We start from the raw sequence: 6,765 nt of genomic DNA on the forward strand, positions 1-6,765 counted from the left end.
CGGGGCAAGCAAAGCAAGGCATTTTAAAAATTTTTCAGATATTTGTTCTGAGAAATTGACTGAAAACCTTGCCAGATAAGGATTTGATTGAATGACATTTGCGAGAATGAAACAGCCCTACCTTAGTCCCCCCTTTAATACCCCCTTAATAAGGGGGGCATCTGACAACTTTTAACGCCTACCTACTTACTTCTTTTCAACCGGTCTCGAAAACAGTTTTGTCAGTCCCTCAGTCCCTTGGCAAAATCCATCTATTGGCGGGGAAAACGCTGCATGGTTCCGAAAAAATCACCACGAATTCCTTTAGAATTGCACCAGATCAAGGCTCACGAGTTTTATCAAAAACGGCTGGCATCGGGTAAAGAAGGCAATGAGATAGATGACTGGCAGCAAGCGAAAGAATATTTGAGCCAACATCCCAGAGCGATTCTTGCTTGGAATCTAAAGATGCCCTATCGCCGGGGAAAAAGGCTAATTAAAAGATTGTTGCTATCGCTCCAGTCTCTTGTCAGAGTTGCTTGGAAACTGCTAATCTTTCCCTTCTGGCTATTTCAGCAAATACCGGGGCTTTTTGCCCGTGAAGACAAAGACAGCCGCACCTTTGCCATTGATGTGGTCAAAACGATTATTTCTGCCCTGGGATTAATTGCTACCCTTTTGGCAGGAATTGGGCTTATTGTCAATTATTTCAATTCTCAAGCGGAAATGCAACTGACTCAGCAACGTCTGATTACCGAGCGCTTCTCGAAAGCTGTCGAGCAAATCGGTAGTGGTAAAGAGGAGGTGGTAATTGGCGGCATTTATTCCCTAGAGCGAATTGCCAAAGATTCTCCCAAGGATCAATGGACAATTATGGAAGTCCTGACTTCCTACATTCGTAAAAATTCCCCCATTCCCTCGAATATTCAACAACTGGAGCCAGAGGAAAGACAGAAAGCCCTAGAAAAGCTTCCTTCCGTGAGTATTCCAGTTCAGGCCGCTTTAACGGTAATCGGCCGGCGTAAAGTTGAGAATGAACAAGCTGGCGATAATTTGGCTGAAACAACTGACTCTAATAAAATTAAAATTCTTGATTTAAGTCGGACAAATTTGAGGGGAGCCAAGCTCAACGGAGCCGACCTCAAGGGAGCCAACCTCAACGGAGCCAACCTCAACGGAGCCAACCTCAACGGAGCCAACCTCATCGGAGCCGAACTCATCGGAGCCAAGCTCAACGGAGCCAACCTCAACCGAGCCGAACTCAACGGAGCCTACCTCTACCGAGCCAACCTCAACGGAGCCGAACTCAACGGAGCCGAACTCAACGGAGCCTACCTCTACCGAGCCAACCTCAACGGAGCCGAGGGTCTTAATCCAGAACAAATTAAATCGGCCTGCTTTTGGGAAAAAGCAATATACACGGAATCCAAGTGGGATGAAGATAAACAATTATGGGTGGCTGCTGACCGGGAAGCCAATCAACGAGAAATCGAGAAACTCAAAAGGGACAAAAACTCAGATCCGCCAAATCCGATCGATTGTAATACTCAATAGGGTCTGCGGCAAAAAGTACGGGCGAAGCATTCGGATAGAAAATCTCCGGTTTCACCGATAGGTTATTGCCCGAATGCTTCGCCCCTACAGGACGCGGGCCGATGAAGACGCAAGGTTTGGAAGCACGATTCTCTCAAAATCTTGCACCTGTTTGGCGAGAAAAGCCACAAAACCCTTACCTTACCTACATTTCACATTTATTCAGCCAACCCTAAATAGGGTTGGCTGAATAATGGTAAAACCCTTTTAAAATAAAGCTTTTGACCTGTTAAAGTCCGATGTTAGTGCAAGAAAATAGGATTGGGACTTTCAAAAACCTTGCATTATCCTTCTTGTAGTACATCGCTTGGTACAAAAAAAAAGAGGGCAACAAAGCCTGAAACGACCGGCTCCTGACGACCGGCTACTGACTCCTACCCCCAGGAAAAACTTTTTGCCGCAGACCCTAATTAGGGTTTGCGGCAAAAAGTACGGGCGAAGCATTCGGATAGAAAATCTCCGGTTTCACCGATAGGTTATTGCCCGAATGCTTCGCCCCTACAGGACGCGGGCCGATGAAGACGCAAGGTTTGGAAGCACGATTCTCTCAAAATCTTGCACCTGTTTGGCGAGAAAAGCCACAAAACCCTTACCTTACCTACATTTCACATTTATTCAGCCAACCCTAAATACTTTAACTTTTGGCGATTTAGGATCAGGTGACGAAACTAGCATTTTCCCCTAATTGAAGCGAAAAAACCCCGCATGACTTCAAGAAATCACCGGGGTTTTTAGGAAAAATAGGGATAGGGAAGGAATTTAACCCTCGGTTTCCTCTCTGGTTTGGATAAACAGAATCAAGAGGAAAACCGTGGGGACTAGGACGAATAGAATACTAGCGATAAAGCCGAGATTATTTACCTGCATGAGTTAACTCCCTTAAGTGACAACGGATTTGCATTAAAGATTAACTCCTAGAATATCATCCCAGAGGGCGTTGCTGATTTGAGAGGGGAAGTGGGGAAGTGGCAGAAAGTTCCGAGGTTTCCTTCCCCACACCCCACACCCTACACCCTACACCCCACACCCCACACCCTACACCCTACACCCCACACCCTACACCCTACACCCCACACCCCACACCCCACACCTTACACCCCACACCCCACACCCCACACCCTACACCCCACACCCTCTTTCAAGTCAGGTAGTCACCTTTTCACCCCCTTGGCTCGCGCGTTTTTAATCGGTACTTTTGGTTCGGTGGCGATGATGTGAAGATCGATATTTTTCTGCCAGATCAGACGCATGAGTTTTTGGGTGAAAGAACCTTTGATGAAATTCTTCCAGCGCGATTGAAGGCTCTCCCCGATCACAATCTGGGTGATCCGTTCGCGCTCGGCCACTTCGGCGATCGCTGCCGCCACCTGATAGCTTTTAATCCGTAAGAATTTACCCTCGAATTCCCGACATAAACGTTCGCAGGTTTCGATATGTAAAGCCTCCTCTTTCGTGAGAAAGCGCTCGGGTTTATCGACGAAAATCACGAAAAATTCCGCGTTCATATACCCCGCTATCCGCGCTCCCCGACGTAATAATCGTAAAGAGTTGGGATAGGTGGAAATACAGACTAATACCCGTTCGTGAACGGGACAGGATTGACCGATGAATTTGGTCGAATTACTCGCTTCTTCTTCTACCGTATCGGCCACTTCGCGCAGGGCGAGTTCCCGGAGGGCGATTAAATTACGCCGTTGAAAGAAATTATTTAAAGATTGTTGGATCTTTTCGGGAGCGTAGATTTTTCCCGCTAATAATCTTTCCTCTAGGGTTTCGGGAGTAACATCTACCACGATCACTTCATCAGCTTCCTCCAAAATTCGATCGGGTATTCGCTCCCGCACCACCACCCCGGTGATTCGGGCGACCAGATCGTTTAAACTCTCAATATGCTGGATATTCACGGTCGAGTAAACATCAATTCCCTCGGATAAAATTATCTCCACGTCCTGAAAGCGTTTCTCTCGCTCCGAACCGGGTGCGTTCGTGTGGGCCAATTCATCAATCAGACACAGCTGCGGTGAGCGCGCGATAATCGCTTCCGTATCCATTTCCGAGAAAGTAAATCCCTCTTTCTCTAGGATTTTTCTCGGTACGATTTCCAATCCCTCGGCTTTTTCGGCGGTCTCTTTTCTGCCGTGGGTTTCGAGCAGTCCAATCACCACGTCGGTTCCCTGCTTTCTGAGACTATGCCCCTCCTCCAGCATCTTGTAGGTTTTCCCGACTCCCGGGGCCATCCCGATAAAAATTTTATGTCTTCCCCGTCGCACAATTGTCTCCTTTTTGGCAACTTCCCTTACAGATTAAGATAATTCGATCGTAGCCAGGGGAATTGAGTATCATCAATGATTCGTGCATTTTTCCTCTGTTTAGTTCACTTAATCCAGAAAACTATTGAGACTATTGTTCCAAAAATTGCCGCAACTCCTCAAAAGAATTAACGGTTAGTGCCGATTTCAGTAACTTGTCTAAAATCGATAATACGGAAATTTTATCGACCGCTTGCTCAATTTCTATTGGAATGTCACCCCATCGCATTTTTAACACCATCTTAACATAGTTACGAGCATTTTCTCGCTCCAATTTTCCTTCTTCGTAACTCTATATTACTTATTAAAGGCATGGTTCTTTCCTCCTCAAATTGTTTGATTTTACTCTCTAAACTTGACTGCAATTCAGGGGATAAAGTCATCATCTTGTCGATGATTTCAAACAGTTTAATTATCTATTCCCTCTCGAACTCCTTTTCATACAATCCCCTGATTAACTTCCATTTCCACTGTTCCCGTTGTGGCAGCTTCCAGAAAACGGGTTTCTTAAAGAAACCCGTTTTCTGGAGTGTAGCTAGGTTAATTTATCAGTGCGAAATCAGCCGCTATCAGGGTAGGAACAGTCAACAAATTGGCAAATTCAGAGCCACTTCCTAAGCCAGCAGCACTACCATTTTGATTGTAGTAGATACTGCCACTACTGGTACTGTAAACGATAAAAGCACTGCTAGTGGCGACTAAATCATCGTCATCGACGCTGGCAAATTCAGCCGGTTGACTGAAGCCATTGCCAATGATACTTTCTAAAGTGGTAAATATGGCTTTACTTAATACTATTTTATCACTGCCTGGGGTGAAATCGCTGATGGCATCGATTCCTAAATTACTACTGTTGAAGATAAAGTTATCGCTACCATTACCACCAGTAAGTAAATCATCGCCGGAACCACCAATTAAGCTATCGTTTCCGTCTTGACCGGTTAATTGATCGTTGCCGCCACCACCAGTTAGAGTATTATTAAGGCTATTCCCGGTTAGTCTATCATTACCGCTATCGCTAATAATATTTTCGATGGTGTTATTGGCCGAAAAAGTCAATTTTAGATTATTGGTGACGACGGTTTGGTTTGTAGTAATCCCTAAGTTAACTCTTACTGCGGTATTTGTCCCAGTAAAGTCGAGGGTATCGATACCGCCGGTGGTAGTTTCTTGGATGGTATCGCTTCCTAATGGGGTTGAAGCATTGAAACAGTAAATATCGTTACCATTAGCGCCAGCGAGGATATTGTTACCGCTATTTCCGGTGATTTTATTGTCACCAGCGTTACCTGTACCGTTAATATTATTAGTCCCAATTAGTCTGAGGTTTTCCACATTAGTGGGTAAGGTGCGAGTAATTGCGCTTTGTAGGGTGTCAGTAATAATTACTTGTCCAATTGCTTCGTCGGGATTGATGGTAGCATTAACCGGATTGGAGAGGGTTACTGTAAAAGCTTCATCAGGTTCATTGAGGTTATCATTGAGGATGGGAATGCTAATAGTAGCAGTGGCAGTATTAGGTGCAATGGTGATAGTTCCGGTTTTGCTAGTGTAATCTACATTAGCGGTAGCGTTAATGGGTGTAGTGGTATAGTTGACGCTAATTGGTTGTGTACTTGGATTATTTACAGTGACGGTGAGGATTGCATTACTATTTTGACCTTCCACCACGGTGATGTCATTGATGGAGAGTTGGGGGAAATCATCATTGGTAATCGTCCCCGTCACTGCGGTAGTTGTCCCAACTGTATAACCAGTCCCAGAAGTAAGAGTTAAAGCGACGGTTTCATTACTTTCTACTGTTGTATCAGCAGTGGGGTCAACTGTTACAGTAGCAGTCGCTGAACCAGCAAGAAAATTCACTGTCCCAGTTGTACTGGTATAACTAGCTGCACCGGTTTGAGTGTAATCTGTGCTAAAAGTAGCTGTTCCCCCAACTGTATAGTTAGCGGTTAAGGCGCTGGTAGTAGAACCTGTACGAGTGAAGGTATAGACTAAGTTAGTTGTTCCGTCTTCTGTCACACTGGTAGGAGCTACAGTGAGGGTAATACCGGGAAATTCACTTATAAAAGCATGGTTGTCACTTTCAAATGCTTGTTGAGTAGATGTCAAGATAATTTTATTAAAATATCCATCATTGTTGTTAACATCGAAATTGATATAACCACCTCGCAAGTTTAGGAGCGTTGCAATATCTGAACCACTGTAGTAGGCAATTCTAGTGTTATCTTTCCAGAACTCAATTGAGTTATAATCGTCAATCGATCCCCAATAAAGACCAAAATATTTCCACAAAGTACCATTAGGTGCAGAAATAACGCTTGGAGTGCCACTGAAGGGATCAACTGATAAATACTCACTGGTATCATTTGATGGTGCTGACCAAAAACCAACCTCATCTCCTTGTCTAATACTACCTCCTGTATAACTAGGTAAACTGGGAAAACCAATATCAAATGTTACTACAGTTTCCGCTGTACGACTCGTAGTTAAATATCCATTCTCGCCAGATACTATAGTTCCCCCTGCGGTAACGACAATAGGGTAATTCATAAAATTAAACCTCGCAATTTTTGAGAGTAATGTAGTAATGTAGGGTGGGCATTGCTCACCATCTGCTTTGGTATTATGTATTCAGCCGATTCAGCCTGTTTTCCCCAACCATTGAACTAACTGGTGTGGGTTAGGCTTAAAAACTATCAAACCATCAATTAATGGTTTCTACCATTTTGAGAGCGTTTTTTTCTACCGTCAATAGAATATAAAATATGGTGCGAAACGTTTAGGCATGAAATAGGGTTGAAATACCTGAAATAACCGCCTAGTAAGGTCTTCAGTCCCCTAACTGAATCTAACAGGTCAACTCCGACCAACCTTATAACTG

Annotated in this window: 4 protein-coding genes and 1 pseudogene; 1 reads left to right on the forward strand and 4 read right to left on the reverse strand. The window is 44.4% G+C overall.

Going from position 1 to position 6,765, the window contains the following annotated elements; translation table 11 throughout:
* The first annotated feature begins 273 nt into the window (after positions 1-273).
* Positions 274-1,533 (forward strand): pentapeptide repeat-containing protein, encoded by a 1,260-nt coding sequence (locus tag H6F92_RS00770; RefSeq protein ID WP_190356449.1) that lies wholly within the window; start codon positions 274-276, stop codon positions 1,531-1,533.
* Between the two features lie 798 nt (positions 1,534-2,331).
* Here H6F92_RS00770 and psbM read toward each other — a convergent pair.
* The 4 genes and pseudogenes from psbM to H6F92_RS00790 form a co-directional block, all read right to left on the reverse strand.
* Positions 2,332-2,439 carry a photosystem II reaction center protein PsbM gene (psbM, locus tag H6F92_RS00775; RefSeq protein WP_002745897.1) on the reverse strand — a complete coding sequence of 36 codons (108 nt, stop codon included), beginning with the start codon at positions 2,437-2,439 and terminating at the stop codon, positions 2,332-2,334.
* A gap of 284 nt (positions 2,440-2,723) precedes the next feature.
* Complete coding sequence (locus tag H6F92_RS00780) at positions 2,724-3,842, reverse strand: universal stress protein (protein ID WP_190356450.1); 1,119 nt, start codon at positions 3,840-3,842, stop codon at positions 2,724-2,726.
* A 130-nt stretch (positions 3,843-3,972) separates the two neighbouring features.
* Positions 3,973-4,372: pseudogene (locus H6F92_RS00785) on the reverse strand (hypothetical protein); the annotation flags it as partial.
* Positions 4,373-4,421: 49 nt separating this feature from the next.
* The gene (locus H6F92_RS00790; RefSeq protein ID WP_242029953.1) at positions 4,422-6,434 is read right to left on the reverse strand and encodes a calcium-binding protein; all 2,013 of its coding nucleotides are present in this window, start codon (positions 6,432-6,434) and stop codon (positions 4,422-4,424) included.
* Positions 6,435-6,765 lie beyond the last annotated feature (331 nt).

Origin of the sequence: Microcystis wesenbergii FACHB-1317 (assembly GCF_014696875.1) — a bacterium.
GTDB lineage: Bacteria > Cyanobacteriota > Cyanobacteriia > Cyanobacteriales > Microcystaceae > Microcystis > Microcystis wesenbergii_A.